The organism is Bacteroides congonensis, assembly GCF_900130125.1.
Classification (GTDB): Bacteria; Bacteroidota; Bacteroidia; order Bacteroidales; family Bacteroidaceae; genus Bacteroides; species Bacteroides congonensis.
The window spans coordinates 323,604-338,721 of record NZ_FQXY01000010.1; the positions used below are offsets into that span (position 1 = coordinate 323,604).

Consider the following 15,118-nt stretch of genomic DNA (forward strand, 5'->3'; position numbering starts at 1 on the left):
AATTGTCATTTCAATCTATCAGAACCGATAAGAAGTCCCCACCGAAAATGCAGCATGTACAGGAGTCAAATCTCCACCTGCAAAAATATCTTTAGTATACATACGCAGGCGAGGTTCCGCAAAGACTCCGAATCCTTTAATTAATTTATAATAACAATGCAAGCCGCCTTCCAAACCAAAGGTTGTCTTATTAGGTTCTGAACCAAAAGCCAGTACCGGACCTGCCAAAATCTCTACTCCAAATTTGCGTTCAGGATTATAACCACCCATAAAATGGGTGATGTCAAAGAGGTAATCGGCCGAAACACTAATCAATTTACGCGCATCTGCACCGTTTCTACCCGGCAAAGCTGTATAATCCAAACCAACCCGTGCTCCGGAACATGGAAAGAACTGACGTCCGCCCGATACACCTATCAATACTCCAAGTCCCGTACCCGAATCATACTTCACACGATGAACGGGCATATTGGCGCCTACATTCCACGAAGCAAAGTAGTAAGGCTCAAATTCTTTTCTAAGCGCTGCCAACTCCTTCAACGTCCTGCCACCGGCGCGACGGAATTCCAGTCCTATCTGAACACTCATTACATTGTCCGCTGCCGGAGTACGCGGACCTACATAATTATTTTCTACGTTTATGTCTCTATAAGAATAAGGTACACGAGAGAAGCGAGGTTCTATAAACAATGCCATAGCGTCAGATACGTAATATTTGCATTGTAAGCCGGCTGTTATACCTGCATATGCGGCTCCCGCAGCACTAACTTTAATCTTCTCGCTCTGTCTCCGGACTTTTCCCAGTTCCAAACCAAGCATCGGGACAATCCCCCATCGCCGCTCTTTATCATACTTCCAGAAAGAAAGGATATCAAACATACTCTCCACCCGTATTCCACCTTGCATCGTCCGCTTGTCGGAAAGGATTCCATATTCACTCAAAGCCTGCCCCCAACTGCTGATTCCGGCAAAACCAGAGAAACGCAGTCCCCAAAAGGGCAACAGCCACTTACCGACTGATATACTCATTGTCGGACCTGCCGAAGCTAAAGCATCCATAGAACGATTTGAGCCAACCAACGACTGGAAGCCGACTCCGCCACTAATAAATGTATTTCCCCAGATTGTACCGTCACCGAATCCACTCTCCGTCAAATTCTTACGTAGAAGCGGATTAAACCGATAAGATGTTCCTAGAGCAAAAGATAGTTGCAAAGGAGTCCCTTTCGCCCCTCCCCGGGAATTCATATAGCGTTTCGTATAAAGGCGTAGCTTAGACTCTGCAAAAATATCAAACTGTTCGCCCAGTCTCCAATAAGGACGTACACCACCTTCTCCTCCTACATATGTTTTACCGGGTTCAAAGCAACGGGTGATGACCGGCCCGCCAAAGACTTCCGTACCGAACTTGCGTTCCGGGTCGTAGCCTATCACCCAATTAGATATATCAAACATATAATCCAAAGAAAGGCTCGTAAAAGTATAACGGTCAGTCTTGTCATCTGCCGTACGGGTAGCCGCATTGTTAAAATCAAGCCCTAAACGCACTCCGGAAAGTGAACTGAACTGACGTCCGACTGCAGCTCCGATTATAAATCCCGGACGTCGTGAAGTAGGACGGTTCAATTGCTGCGGCATTGTCATGCCGACAGCATAGGAAGTATAATAATAAGGTGTAAAATCACCTCTCAGTTTTGCCAACTGTTGCCATTGCGAACGAGTAGGGCGACGTAATTCAACACCTACACTTACATTCATCAATTTATCCATGAAAGAATATTCATTCACTTTTCCGGAAATTGTTTTCTCCGTAAATGTATAAGGTACGAATGACATACGGGGCTCTACAAAGAAAGCGAGATTCTCCGTCGGGTAGTACTTGAATTGAAGTCCACCAGTCATTCCGGTGTACGATTTGGATACAAGTTCGCGTTCATCCTGCTTTTTCATCATTCCAAGTTCAACACCAAACATCGGGACAATTCCCCATTTCATCGAGCGCACATCTTTCTTGAAAAAGGCGAAAGGATTCAGCATTACTTCAGCCCGTCCACCTGCATACAAGGTCATTCTGTCAATTCCGGTCTTCTGATTTGCCTTCCACACATCATAAGAGCCGAATGCAGATAGGCGGAAACCAAATAAATCAAGAAACCACTTACCTGCCGCCACACTAAAGATAGGGCCTGTAGAGCCTAACAGTCCTTGCTCTCTGGCCAATGAGGAATTCTGTGCCTGCAAACCCATCCCCGCACTGATAAATGTATTATCCAGAAAGTTCTCATCCCCGGCTTCCGTACTTCCACGCGGAGTAAAAGTTCCTAAGCGATAATTCATACCCACCCGGGCGTTGAAACCGATATCATAGCCATGCGAGTTATTGTTTCCGGAAATATCAATTCCATCTGTATAAAAAGAGATTCCCGGCTCCATAAACACATCCAGACGGGTCCCGGTAGATATTTTCATTTGCAATCCCAGATGAAAATCGGCTGCTTTCTGTTTCTCTCCAGCCAAAGAAGCGAGATGGACTCCAAGTCCCTCTACCGTAGAGAGTTCTAGCATACGATAAGGATTATAGCCGGCAAGGGCAGTACTCAGACTGAATATATGATCTACGCCGAAAGTATAGTTAGTCCATTTCTCATTATCACTCTGCCGGTTAGCAGACTGCCAGTTCCCATACAACCGTACCCCGTTCTTGGGAGAAAAGAATTTTGATACGGACAATCCGATTTCCGGTCCGCCGGAAAGATTCATCCCACCTTGGGGAATAATACGGTTGTATCCGCCCCAGAAACTTACAAAGAAGTTGTCAAGGAACTTTTTATTGACAAACTCCCTGCCTTGAGGTTGATAACGTTTCTGCATCGAATATTTCAGAGCGTTGTACTTCACACGATAGGCTGTATCCGCCTGACTTCTTCGTTGCATTGCGGAATCCTGGGCAGCAGCGGCATCTCGCATTTTTGCAATGGAATCCTGTTGCTGAGCCATTACACTTCCGGCAAGCATTCCACAACAAACATACGTCAATATATATCTTTTCATCACCATTATTTATCTATTTAAGCTACTCATTTCCTCCTGTAGCCATTTCGTCTTCATAACCCATCTTGGCATATTTGAAACAGTCTTCACTAATATCCCCATCCCATTCGGCTATCGAGATATAGCTGCTGTCTTTTTTGAAACAATTCGTCAGAGCCTCTTCTGCCTGCATGGCAAAAAAGTCACCTTTCCGGCAATAAAGGACTGCTTTCAGATAGAGTGTTTTCGGATCGTCCGCAGGTAAATCTTCCAATGCTTTCTCCGCCTTTTCATTCCATGCATGTGTTTTCATCGCCAGACACATCACTACATTATTGATAGGTGAACTGTTTCTGACCAGTTCGAATGTTTCGAGACGCCGGGCTATTTCCGCATCATTCAATCCGCTGGTTACCTTATAATATCCACCCAAACAGAAAGCAAATGCTTTTATCTTTTTGTTCTTTTCACTATCAGGCAATAACTGAGCCAAACGGCTGGCTTCGGAGAAGTCTCCCTTTTTAAGATACATAGCCAACTGATTGGCTACTACTTCTTCCACATTATCTACACCAATCACTCGTCCGTCAAAGGTACGTTCCACGTTGCAGCCTCTCACGGAAAAGTCAACCAATGGCCTTAGGACTTCCGTATCGACCGTATCACGTTTCAAATAAGATACTGCCAGATTATTCGCAGCCAACACCCACGGCTTTCCGTTAGTCAATTCTTTAGAATAGTTGTATGCACGACGGTAAAGTTCCTCCAACTCTTTGGGGTCTTTCACCATGTTAAACAAGTGCCAATATTCATATAAGGCGAAATTCTTCTTTCCCGAACGATAATCAGGATCATTCTGATAACGATTCAATATTTCTTCTTTTGTCAGCGCACGATAAATCTCGGCTGTATATTCACATTTCATTGAACGCAACTTAGGAAGATGTGCCTTAATGATCGTATTATAATAAGGCAGGGCAGCCACTTGCCGATACTGCAAGTCCTGGTTCTTCGGATATTTTTCGACAATCTCGCGGATGGCGGCAGCTTCATCAGGCAGTGTGTCCTGTTCCAATAAATCTGCAACTTCCAACCAGGTAGCTACTCGTGAGTCATTCGGTGTATAAGTGTATAGCCGCTGCATAGTACGAGCAGGAATAACTGAATAAACCAACGAACGGGCATATGCCAGACGACGCTGGGATAAAGCCATATTAGACGCATAAGAACCTTCAGGGGATGATACACTATATAAATGGAGTTCCTTCAAAGTAGAACTTTCTCCATTCACTACTTCCAACAGTTTCGCTTTCAGTTTGTCCAGTTGTATTTCATTGTTAGGATCTTCAGGATCCAATTCTGCTTTTCCTAACAAGAAACTTAGAGAAATATCTTCCACACCGGTCCGACGTTCCACTTTCGGTTTCTCTTCGTATTTTTTAGGATCCAGTTCATATTGGTCAAGCGAATATTCCAGAAAGCGCAACGGACGTCTCGGGCTACGTGTGGAAAGCTCCAACAGGCGTTCATAATAAGGACGTGTATAGTCCTCCATCTGCATGAGGGCTAATACCTGGAAATTATCCTGTGCATTGGAAAGTTTGATTGTGTCATTCCACATATAGGAAGCCTTCTCCGCCGAAAGCGGCTCATTCTCAACTATAAAATTAAACAGTGAATCATGTTGTATGTCATATCCCATCCTTCTTTCTTGCGTCAGTGCATACTGAACGCCATCATACACGCGTGGCAACCGATACATTTCCACTTTCTTTCCTTTACTGTTATTTATTACATATGGTTGAACGATCATCCGGGCATTATCTTTGCCAATCATCTGAGGAACTGCGACTTTTGCACCGTTCAGGATAATCATATCACCATACTGGTCAGGTGTTTCGGGCATAGACGTGACCTCTGTGCGTTGTCCTACTACCGTCACCTGACTAATCATGTGTCCCATGTCTACATATGTAGTAATCTCACGCCGTCCATTGATCGCTTCAAACACGGCAGGCGCCGTACTTACTTTGATAACCAACGATCCGGTTTCCGGCAAAGTAATCTGATAAGCTCCCGTAGCGTCGGGCACTTCATACATGGCAGAAAGGGTAAGGCTGATATTGTCCTGATTCAAAGCGGCTTCCATATCTTTCCCTTCCTGAACGGTATTGAAGTAGTAAATCTTTATATCACCAATAGAAGAGATATCAAACGGGACTGGTTTTCTTTTCTTCTCTGATGCTTCTTTATCCAACACACGTCCCATTACCAACTTGGGTGCCTGCGCATTCATCTGAATGCAAGCAGCCAAATAACAGGTCAAAAGAAAAGCTATTCTCATAGCTCTGTTTATTCTTATCAAACTTACTTTCATATCCACAATCTTACTTTCTACCTAATAATATAAGAAATAGAAACTGCTAGTTTGGCCGGAAACAGCTTATATCCATGCGCGTTCGTCTTCCCCGGATTATTGATTGCATAATCCTCAAAGTTATCATTCTCAAAGTATTGTTGGTGCCAGAAATGGACAGCTCCGAAACCTGCCGAGAACTCGAGGTTAAAACGTTTTCCCAATGCCATCGAATATCCCATCGTTATACCGATTCCTACTGCATCTCCTTCGTAAATATGTTTTCCCCAATGAATGTCATAACTTGCGCCTAAAGCAGATATACCTATATATTCACGTACCATAGGACGACCATTGAACCAATAGCGATATTCGGGCTGCACTCCAATGATTTTGATGTCTGTTCCATAAGGTTTATATCCCCCGTAAACACTTAAATCAATACTGGAACGTTCACCTACTACCAGTTCGCATCCTAAATTGGGCACTCCTGCCAATAGTGACAAGCCGTTGGTTTTTACTGCCACTTGCTGGGCACACAAGCTCTGCGCTCCTGCAAGAAGCAGAAAAACAAAGGAGAATAGATATTTTACGATTCGTGTCATGTCGTTATTGTAACTTTACATTTTCGTCTACGGTATTACCTCCTGTCCAAGAATCCACATTAGCCGGTCCGGAAAGCGTGGCATCTTTGGGCAAGAAATTAATGCGCATTAATGTAGTCTTACCTTTCTTTATTGAGATATCATAACCATAATACTTGTAATCATAGATAGTGTACTCACGCAAATTGTTACCACCATCTTTTACCTGACAGGTGATTTTCTGTATCAAGGTTTGTTCAGGCGGGAACATAAACTTTGCGACAGACTCTCCCGGAGTATTGTATGTAATTCCGGCATTATTTGTCGAATGAAGGCAAATCAAATCCTTAGGAGAAAAAGAAAGTGTACCATCTGTCAAAGCCATCCAACCGGATTCACCTGTATTGCAATACACTGTTACTGACTGGATTCGATATCCAGCATCACATACTTGCTTACTGGTAGAATAGAAACTGAAATCCAAACGTCCGAATGCATGCTGGAAATTCAACATTATCGGATTTGTACCCACTTCTGAATACCATGTCGGTGTTTGACCGGTGAACATATAGTCTTTCGTTTCGGACATATCACTCGGAGTAAGTTTCCAAGGTATAGCCCATTGTGCTACTCTGTTCACTTCACGCCATTCCGCTTCTTCCGTATAAGGGTAATAGCCATACATCATCAAGCCCGCATTACTCGTATTAGGGAAAGTTGCCAATTTCTCCGTCTGTAACGTTTCATAACCTGGCACATACGTGTAACAAGCATTAAATAAATTTGCCTGGAAATCACTCTCATTTTTTTTATTGAACAAGTCACAGTCGCTATTATGATTACCCTGTATGGCAGGAATACCAAAAACGCCCAACTGTGCATTCGGTTCAAAAGCAGTTATCGGTGCACGAGTACCCGGCCCTGTTACCTCAACCACAACAGAAGCGAAAATGTTGGAGCTGAAAGAAACTACAGCTCCACCATTTACATTAGTATTATTTCCTGATTGAGGCGTATTATCGTCATCCTTACTACATGATGCCAATAAAAACGACAACGCTACGCCTGCTATCATCCATTTATTCATAAGAATTAGTTTACTTCCTGATCAATAGTCTGGTCTGCATCCTTCCATTCTTCCAATGTAGCATTGATATCAACTACACGCAAACCGTAAATTGTCAACTTAACCTTATAAGCTTTACCTGCTTCAAACGGAGAAATCTGACCTTCCGCATTTTTGTAAGTGATGGTAACTTCATTGGTCTGTGTTCTTTCCTGACCATTTACCATTGCAGACAAAGTAACATTAAGCACATAAGACCCGGATGCTGTAGGCAATAACATTACATTTCCTGCATCTTTTTCAGTTTTCGTTTCCAAAGCTACATTTGTTGTATACTTATTATCACCAAAATATGCAGGAATTTCCTCATTAGCGCCTGTACCAGTCAGAATTCCTTTATTGACACCGGCAACAGCCAAAGAAGCTGTTTTCTGAGAAGTCACAGTTATATTCTTAATGCTCACAGGCCATACTTTACCATTTTCAAGCAAACCTTCATCTCCACCTATTCCAAAAAGCTGTAATTGGGTCAGCAAGTGCTTGAACTTTAATTCAGGTGTTACCCCGCCTTTACGGAAATAACGGGCATTATAGCCGGAGTAAGTTTTTCCGTCAGCAGAATCCACATCTTCAGCTATTGCTTCGCCCCAAAGAATATCTTTGTTACCAGTAACTTCATAAGTAACGGTAGCATTATTGGAAGATAAGGATGGGTTAGTCGGAATCGGACTACAAGCATAGAATGAGAAATTCACATCGCTATTCAAAGGATAAAAATAGACATCATTGTCACCTCCCAGTTTGACCTTTCCGTCCGTTGCAACTTTTCCATCCACATAATTAGCCGGTGAAAACAAGTTACCGGAAGCTGTATTCCAGCCGGAGCCTGCATTGTCTAATCCCCACACACGAATCGGAGTATCCTGCCATTTACTAACAACGGCTCTTGTTTGAGTAATAGAAATGTTAGAACCGGCATTCAATGAAACTGCTCCGTCAAAAGGAATATTAACCTCTTCTTTTTGATCTACCACGTCATTATTTGAGCAACTTGCCAATATTGCAGCCGCTCCCAGTATAAATAGATATTTTTTATTCATATTCAGATATTTAGTTTATTATTATTCTGTAAATGTATCATCAGGATTGATATTGATATCACCACCATCTATCCATTCACCAAGTTCTGCTTTAAGCTCAATCTTCTTGATGCCATAAACAGCAATTGTGACATTATAAGAAGTAGATGCAGCGAAAGTAGTAATACCGGCAGCAGCACCATCTTTAGTTACATCACTAGCTTTCAAAGTCAACTTGTATGTTTCTGTCTGCTGTTCAACAGGCACCGTATTACCTGATTCATCAATTTCCTGTTTAACAACAACTTCAATATCATAGGTTTCAACACCCGGTTCAACTAACAATGCTTCACCTACAGCAGTCGGAGTTGCCGCATCAGCTGCCGAAGCATAGTACGTTTTATCTGTTAACGGCTGCATTACATTACCATTTCTTTCCTGAAGAGACAATAAAGAGCCTTCATCATTTCCATCCCATTTGATACCCTTATTTGCATCTGCAGCATATACAAATACCAACTTTCCGGTAGTTTTTGATTTTACTTTAATAGATTGTACATACACATTCTCAGGTTTAGAACTTCCCATACCTTTGATGTTGAATACAAGACGAGTCAACAAGTGTTCAAACTTCATTGAGGGCTGAACTTCTCTACGAGCTGTATAAGAACTGTATGCCTTATTTATATCTTCAGCATCAAGTTTGGCCTTATCTGCTTCAGAAAGTTCAGCTTTTGCAATCATCAAATCCTGAGAACCATTAATCACAAAAGATTTATACAGTACGTTTGTACCATTCATAGCCTCAGATCTTGCTTCTCCAGTTACAGCATCATCTCCATAATAACCAAAGAAATCATAAGCGCCACTACGTGGGAAATAACGAGATTCGTCATTTTTCCATTTAACACCTGAAATCTTATCACCCGTTCCAACTGTTCCCTCTTCATCACGCAAAGCATAAGTATTCAGGTCTGCAATTCTATCGCTCATTGTTATGCCTGTCTTAGAATCCTTCTGGCAAGCATAGATATACAATTTTTGCCCACTCCATGTATTAGAAATAGTAGCACCATCACCTCCGATAGTACCGGCACTTCTGGTAGCATTAACAGTTACAGAAGGAGCGGCGGCAGAAAGTAAGATAGCATCTGCGCTAGGTGTCAAATCTACAGGTTCATTTCCTGGTACACCCTCATTTTCGCTCTGCGAACAAGATGCCAACACTCCGGCTGCCACCATTGCATAAAGAAAAAATCGTTTCATAAATCACACAAATTTAAATTAATAATAATATGTAAGTTTCACTTTTTATTCATCCTCATATTTATCGTCCGGACTAATGTTTATATCTCCCCCATTCGTCCAAACTCCACTTTCGACAGTAGATTTAATATCTGACAAGCTATTAATTGTCAAGTAGATAGTATACGCTTTCCCTGCACTAAAAATTCCATTATCATTTTTATTTTCCAGTTCTACATCAACTTCCGTATATAACGCCCCTTCTTGTCCCTGTTCCGCACTCAAAGTAATTTTTGCCCGATAAGAATCAGCAGGTGCCACCAATAAACTTGTACCACTATCACGGTCGTTATCTTTGTCTTTATCAAGAACATAGCGATAATGTTTTTTATCATCATCCGTCACATTCTCATAGATAGGACAATCAGCTACCAAACACCATCCGGCACTTCCAACGAGTTCCCCGTTTTTCTTTCTTAGTTCAAAAGAAGTATAATCCTCGTTATCAAAAGATATCCCCCTCTTGGGCTTTGTCATATCATCCGCATCAGGGTCACTTACCGCTACTGTAAACCGTCCTTTATATTTTGAATTCAACTCGATCTTTTTAACTGTCAAAGTCTGATCCAACGAAGGTATGTCACTACCATTCTGGTTTGAACCGCCATCTGGCCTACAAACCACAAACCGGAGAAGAACCAAATGATGTTCAAACTGAAATACCGGATTTAGTCCATGATTGGCAGAATATGCACTAAATGCCCGCCCCAGAATTTTATCCCCATATGGATTATCTTTGTATTTATCTTTCTGGGTCTCTGGATCTGCCATAGAAGACATGAAGTCTCTGCGTCCATCCAGTTCGACATCATAATAAATATGATCTTTCTCACGATGGCACTCACCCATCCAATCATCCAAATAATAAGCAAAGAAGTTATAAGGCTGATTCGTATTCTTCATATTATAATAGATCTCCTGAGAATTCTCATCCGGATAGAAAAGCATTAAATTGGAATCTTCTTTCTTTACGCCTACTTCTTTCCCGTGCTCAGAAACCTGTACATTTGCTCCTCCGGTTCTATGCCCATCCAACAAGCAGAAATCCTGGTTTGTCTCACTCCAAGGTTTGGACAAATCCGTTTGCGGATCCTTATTAAAAGCATATACATAGAATTTTACATTGTCCCAGAAACTCGCATCATTGCCATTATTGACCTCACCGCTTCCGCGTGTCAATATCTCAAAATCAGACATACCTAAACTCAATACAATAGGAATCGGCTCCACTAAGGGAGCATCGTCATCTGTCGTCAGTTCTCCTACATATGTATCTCCGGAACAATTAAACAACAGTATCGAACAAAATCCGATCAATAAACAGTGCTTAATCTTCATATATATTATCTGCTCTTTTTTCATCATTCCATTATATGTCTACATGAATATCACCTACAACTTCCCATCCACATACACCGTCACTACCCATTTCCGGGTTTAATCCTACAATACGGAAAGGCGTCTCAATCTTCAACGCAGCCCGGTCTTTCACTTTCTTGCGCTCATTCACCTGTCCTGTTTCCACCGTAATCTCCTGTTCTTTGATTTGTTTTGACAGATTGGACTTCGCATGAATAGCCCGAACATCTGTAGGAGTTTTCACATACAAAACGATACAGCAAACGCCCGGCCCTGTTATTGTGTAACTATCCACACCGCCTATCAATCCGAATACTTCTAAAGACGCTTTGCATGAAAGAGTTACAACAGGCTTTTCTCCTTCAGCAGATTGGGAAACTTCTTTTTCAATCACTTTTACAATCACCCTTTTCAACTCTGCAATATTCAAAATACCTGTAGATAAAGAGACTTCCGGCGCAATACCAGCCATTTCTACATAAATATCTTGAATATCATCCTCTGCTAACTGATTATTCTTCTCATCTGCTGCTAATTGAACTGTGAACTGGATATCAACATGTTGGGTAAGAGATGTAAAATCAAAAGGCTGTATATAATTCTTCCCGGCATCCAATTCTAAATAGTCACGACGAGCTACCAGCAACCTACGGCCAGCATCCTTTACATAGCCGATTCCAGGATTTAAATCCGCCCATTTCCGATTGTCTACCAGTTCTTTACTTACATCTTTCTGTACTACTTCCTTATGGCGCATCTTAACTTGCCTGACCGGAATAGCTTCATCGGCTTTAAACTCATCTAAACCAACCAGCGATACTCTCTTGTCTTCCTCTTCTACCTGTATAACCTTACCATCATTATCTTTCAAATCATTTCCTTCACCGTCTTTTTTCGTTACTTTTACCTTCGGATATTTCGGATCAGTAAAAGCCATCATAAAGTATTCTCCACCAGGAAGTTTGATATCCGGTTGATATTCATCTGTCGGTTCTGTACCGCCGTCAGGAGTCTCAGTTCCGCTATCGTCACGAGTCACAGAATCATCTCCGGGAGTTTCAGAACTGTCACCGCCAGGCGTAGTTCCCGGTTCTTCATCTTTACTCTTTTCGACCAAAAATCTCCCGTCTTTATCCGTTTGATAAACCATATGTCGTGTATTCAAAATACGGGTTGCCACGAAATACAAACGTTCAGGTGTTTCGGCGGCTGACAAGTTTAAATCACTCCAATTATATGTGACAGAAAAGCCATCCACCACATGAGGATGCGTTCCCTCATCACATAAATCCACCTTCGTACAACCGACCAGCAATAACGACGCAAATATGACCTGATATATAATAGTAGTTGCTTTCATCATTCTTCACCTCCCTCATTAGTAATTTCCGGATTATCCTCCCGAATTCCTGAAGATTGTGGAGTCACAGCCTGCGGGTCGGACGACTCCGACTCCGTAGACTGCTTCTCCTGAACAGGTTGCTGTTCATCTGGGGATTGTTCTTTTATCTCTGGTGTTTCCACACCTTCTTCCTGTTTTTTATCTTTTTTCTTTTCTTTCGAACGTTTCTTTTCCTCTTTGGCAACATTTTCCAAAGAATCTTTCATTAGCTTAGCTTGCTCCTTCTCCAATCTCTGAATTTGTTCCAAAGAGTCTTTCATTAATTTAGCCTGTTCTTTATCAAGTTTGCGAACTTGCTCCAAGGAGTCCTTCATCAATTTCTCCTGCTTCTTCAGTGAATCCTTTATTTGTGATAAAGAGTCCTTAGCCAGATTCAAAGAATCTTTCTGTAACTTTTTCAACTCCCTGATCTTTGTCCTGGCTTCACTTATCGAGTCGCGTCTCAGTTGTTTCTGCCGCTTGGCTTCCGTACGGGCATTGATTTTATCATAATCAATCAGCTTGTATTTATTCTTAACAGAAGTCGAGAAACGATAGACAAACGCTACACGCAAGTCACTAACGACCGGGAATGGAACCAGATGTCCTCCCTTACTCTTTTCAGGTAAACGGGGATAACAATTACTTTCCTCGTCATGTCGGTAAGCATCATATTTAGTATAGACTAACCCTACGCTGGCTCCCAATTCCAGATCCACAAAATTGTCACGATAGCCATATAGAGGAATGCTGAAACCACCCGATACACCAAGCCCTAGAGCAGAACCCTGCATACCACGTTTGCCGAACTTAAAATTATAGTTAGCATAATCGGCATATACACCCCAATAATAGGCACGCCAATAACGGGGGTGGAAACGCTTAATCGTAAACACCTCTTCTTTTAAACGTTGAAAGAAACTGGCTGAATCCAAATGGTGGAAGTTGCGCTGAGTTGTACGGAAGTAATTCCGAAATTCCAGGCGGGTATCAAACAGATTATATACTATACTAGGCTTGTAATTCTGTGAAGTACTCCAATTACCTTTTATACCAAGGCTTAATGTGTAATGTTTATAAGGAGAACCGAACAGATCAAATTCGGCAGTAATATTAGGTAATAGCACAAGCCAGTCGACCGCATTCGTCTTGAATGCCAGTCGAGACTTGAAAGGCATTATTGAATCCTTGTTCTCTACTGCCTTTTTACGCATAGTCGGAGATTGAGCATAACACTCCACTCCTAAGAAGAAAAATAAAGAAAATAGAATACAAGACAGTATTCTTATCCTACAATTTTTCCCCTTCTTTACGTACTTGTCTACAAATAACACTTGCTTCCCTTGTACAAGGAAAGCATTATGTTCGCCCTCATTTCCCATAATTCGCGTCTGCGCCCTTATTTTTGTTTATTTGTCCGCATTGTTCCCTAATACAATGCTACTTTGACCGCAAATGTATGGCAAATGCCGTAATATAACAAATAAAATCGAAGATTTAATATAAAGAATTTTAAAACACAAGTCCAAACTTCCTTATTTTAGTACTATTTACCCCAAAAAAGTTATAATATCAAGAATGAAAATGAGTTGGCAGAAAAAATAGAATAGCAATATTTTTCTTAAAGATAAAAGAATAGTAATAAAACAAGGTTACAACCAATCACGACACCGAATCCTCCCAAAATCCAAGGACGAAGTTTGCTTCCCTTTCCGGCAAAAAACAGTGCGTAGAGCATATTAACCAATATATTACTGATTATGGCCTGCATACTACAAGCCGTAATAATCAGTACGGCGACAGTGTCCGTATTTTGCAACAGGTTTAATATGAAAGGAGTGATATCGCTAAAACCGGATACAAAAGAAAGAAGGTTCAATCCGCCTGTACCGGCATAGACCAATGTATAATGAGTAAGAATAGTAAAGACAACAAAGAGTACGGCAAAAATTAATGCCACTTTAAACTCTAGCGGGTTGCTGCTGTCATCATCTTCTTCATCGACAGGCTGACCTTTCGGACGTTTTTGCCGGGAATGAATAAACCATCCTACAACAGCAGCCACTACCGACATAATCAGCAGATACGGATAAATGGCAAGAAAGATTTCTCTGCTAAAGATTAGTATCAATATCATAAAACGTAGGAACATCATACTAATAGCGAGTAACATGGCAGCAACGTATTCCGTAGCTTCCTCTGCCGAAGCTTTCCGGCTCTTACGGGCGAGTACGGAAATGGTAGCCGTACTACTGTACAATCCACCAATAATACCTGAAACCAGAGTACCGGATTCATGGAATACATACCGCTTCAACAGATACGAAAGATAAGAAATACCGGAAACTACTACTGTTGCCAGCCAGATAGAATAAGGAGTCAGATTTATATCGGGAATCAGATTCTTATTTGGAAGCATAGGCAATATAATACCACTGATGGCCAAGAACTTTGCCAACGTAATCATTTCGTCATTTTTCATCCGTTGGGCGAATTCCGTAAAAGTATGTTTGAGCTCAGTTAATAGGAGTACTGTCACTATTACCATAACGTAGAACCAGGAAGGCTGTGTAGCTACGATAGGAGCCATACAATAAGTAATCAAGGCAATAATAATAGTGGTAACGCCAAAGACATGGAATTGGGATTGCTTCACGTAATAGTTTAAGCCCAACAGCAAACCCAACACTGCACCACCTCCCATAAACAAACGCATATCGGTGGGATCCAATATATAGAGCAGATAACCCAGAATACCTATAAAAGTAAATGTACGGTCGGTTCCGAAAAGAGTGGTTTCGCCCTCACGTTTCAAGCTGATCCGGCGCTGCGAGAGGCCGATTAGCAAAGAAAACAAAGTCACCAGAATAAAAGTAACCAATTCACGCGGCACATAATTGTACAACTGTTCCATATCCATACATCGTTCTTTTTAGATAAGAACAAATATACGGTTTA

The 15,118-nt window shown here is 41.6% G+C and carries 10 protein-coding genes; all 10 read right to left on the reverse strand.

Annotated elements, in window-relative coordinates:
* Positions 1-18: 18 nt before the first annotated feature.
* Entirely contained in the window at positions 19-3,051 is a 3,033-nt protein-coding gene (locus tag BQ7997_RS12800; protein WP_235817288.1) for a hypothetical protein, read from the reverse strand.
* Positions 3,052-3,073: 22 nt separating this feature from the next.
* Positions 3,074-5,374 (reverse strand): OmpA family protein, encoded by a 2,301-nt coding sequence (locus tag BQ7997_RS12805; RefSeq protein ID WP_022139019.1) that lies wholly within the window; start codon positions 5,372-5,374, stop codon positions 3,074-3,076.
* A gap of 50 nt (positions 5,375-5,424) precedes the next feature.
* A complete protein-coding gene (locus BQ7997_RS12810) occupies positions 5,425-5,991 on the reverse strand; it encodes a DUF3575 domain-containing protein (RefSeq protein ID WP_073346795.1) in 567 nt (188 codons plus the stop codon).
* A gap of 4 nt (positions 5,992-5,995) precedes the next feature.
* Positions 5,996-7,057: a fimbrillin family protein gene (locus tag BQ7997_RS12815; protein WP_022139017.1), complete on the reverse strand. Its 1,062-nt coding sequence runs from the start codon at positions 7,055-7,057 to the stop codon at positions 5,996-5,998.
* Positions 7,058-7,062: 5 nt separating this feature from the next.
* Positions 7,063-8,136: a fimbrillin family protein gene (locus BQ7997_RS12820; protein ID WP_022139016.1), complete on the reverse strand. Its 1,074-nt coding sequence runs from the start codon at positions 8,134-8,136 to the stop codon at positions 7,063-7,065.
* A gap of 21 nt (positions 8,137-8,157) precedes the next feature.
* Complete coding sequence (locus tag BQ7997_RS12825) at positions 8,158-9,381, reverse strand: fimbrillin family protein (RefSeq protein WP_073346796.1); 1,224 nt, start codon at positions 9,379-9,381, stop codon at positions 8,158-8,160.
* A gap of 45 nt (positions 9,382-9,426) precedes the next feature.
* Positions 9,427-10,758 carry a fimbrillin family protein gene (locus tag BQ7997_RS12830; RefSeq protein WP_083589231.1) on the reverse strand — a complete coding sequence of 444 codons (1,332 nt, stop codon included), beginning with the start codon at positions 10,756-10,758 and terminating at the stop codon, positions 9,427-9,429.
* 31 nt (positions 10,759-10,789) lie between these two features.
* Complete coding sequence (locus BQ7997_RS12835; RefSeq protein ID WP_229087831.1) at positions 10,790-12,142, reverse strand: hypothetical protein; 1,353 nt, start codon at positions 12,140-12,142, stop codon at positions 10,790-10,792.
* Complete coding sequence (locus BQ7997_RS12840; protein ID WP_235817289.1) at positions 12,139-13,374, reverse strand: DUF3575 domain-containing protein; 1,236 nt, start codon at positions 13,372-13,374, stop codon at positions 12,139-12,141. The genes BQ7997_RS12835 and BQ7997_RS12840 overlap by 4 nt, the downstream gene beginning before the upstream one ends.
* A 407-nt stretch (positions 13,375-13,781) precedes the next feature.
* On the reverse strand, positions 13,782-15,074 hold the full coding sequence (locus BQ7997_RS12845) for an MgtC/SapB family protein (RefSeq protein WP_073347405.1): 1,293 nt from the start codon (positions 15,072-15,074) through the stop codon (positions 13,782-13,784).
* Between the last annotated feature and the right edge of the window lie 44 nt (positions 15,075-15,118).